The sequence below is a fragment of the Actinomadura geliboluensis genome (assembly GCF_005889745.1).
Taxonomy (GTDB): Bacteria; Actinomycetota; Actinomycetes; order Streptosporangiales; family Streptosporangiaceae; genus Spirillospora; species Spirillospora geliboluensis.
Window position 1 is genome coordinate 1 of the sequence record NZ_VCKZ01000732.1, and the last position, 1456, is coordinate 1456.

The window sequence follows — 1456 nt, forward strand, 5'->3', positions numbered from 1 at the left end:
CCTTAGGGTTGTTGGTGTTGGAACTGAGGTTCCGGCGCCCAGAGGAGCCGGGTGTGGCTGATGGGGTGTCTGCCGTGAGGTGGCCCGAAAGGACTGGCCGCCCGGCTCCTCCGGGTTCTCCGGCCGCTGATTGAAATCTGCGAATCGTCGCTGTCTAAGGACCTGCCGGCGGAGTGACCTGCGGGTTCCCGGGATCTCGCCCCCTTGGACAGAACGAGGCGACATGGGCAGCAACCCCCTGGCAGGGACCGACGGGCCGCTGTGGGCCGGTATCGACGCGGGCAAGACGCACCACCACCTGGCCGTGGTCGACGCGGTCGGTGAGGTGGTCTGGTCCGAACGCGTCCCCAACGACCAGGCGGCGGTGGAGAAGGCGATCACCATGGTCACGGCCGCCGGCGTGCGTGTGGCGTGGGCGGTGGACCTGACCTCCCGCACCTCCGCGCTGCTGCTGGCGCTGCTGACCGCGGCCGGGCAGGACGTGGTCTACGTTCCCGGCCGCACCGTCAACCGGATGGCCGGCGCCTTCTCCGGCGAGGCCAAGACCGACGCCAAGGACGCCGTCACCATCGCCAACACCGCCCGGATGCGCCGCGACTTCCTGCCGGCCCGGCCGCAGCCGGAACTGGTGGCCGAGCTGGCGCTGCTCACCGGCCGCCGCGCCGACGTCAACGCCGACTGGGTGCGCTCGGTGAGCCGGTTGCGGGATCTGCTGTCGGGGATCTTCCCCGCGCTGGAGCGCGAGTTCGACTTCGCCACCCGGGCCGCGCTGGTCCTGGTCGAGCGCTACCAGACACCGCAGGCCCTCCGCCGCGCCGGCCTCACCCGCATCACCGCCCACCTGCGCAAACACGGCGTGCGGCGGGCCGAGGAGATCGCCGAGCGGGCCGTTGCCGCGGCCAAGTCCCAGACCGTCGTGCTGCCCGGCCAGGACATCGCCGCACGCCTGATCAGCCAGATCGCCGCCGACCTGCTGCGCCTGCGGGACCGCCTGAAAGACCTCGACGGCCAGATCCGCGACACCTTCGCCCGGCACCCGCAAGCTGAAGTGATCTTGAGCATGCCCGGCATGGGCCCCCAGCTCGGCGCCGAGTTCGTCATCGCGGTCGGCGACCTGTCCACCTTCCGCGACAGCGCCCACCTGGCCGCCTACGCCGGACTCGCGCCCGTGCCCCGCGACTCCGGACGCATCACCGGCAACCTGCACCGCCCCAAGCGCTACCACCGGCGCCTGCGCCGCGTGTTCTACCTGTCCGCCCTGTCCAGCCTGAAGACCCACGGACCGAACCGCGACTACTACCGGCGCAAGCGAGCCGAGGGGAAGAAACATCAGAACGCGCTGATGGCGCTGGCCAGACGCCGAATCGACGTGCTGTGGGCCCTGCTGCGCGACGACCGGTGCTTCACCTCCTCCGCGCCGGTCGCCCAGGCGGCTTGACTCAGCCATTGAAAGTCC

General features: G+C 71.0%; 1 protein-coding gene. It reads left to right on the forward strand.

Going from position 1 to position 1456, the window contains the following annotated elements; all coding sequences use genetic code 11:
* Window positions 1-223 precede the first annotated feature (223 nt).
* Complete coding sequence (locus ETD96_RS43890) at window positions 224-1438, forward strand: IS110 family RNA-guided transposase (protein WP_138642367.1); 1215 nt, start codon at window positions 224-226, stop codon at window positions 1436-1438.
* Window positions 1439-1456 lie beyond the last annotated feature (18 nt).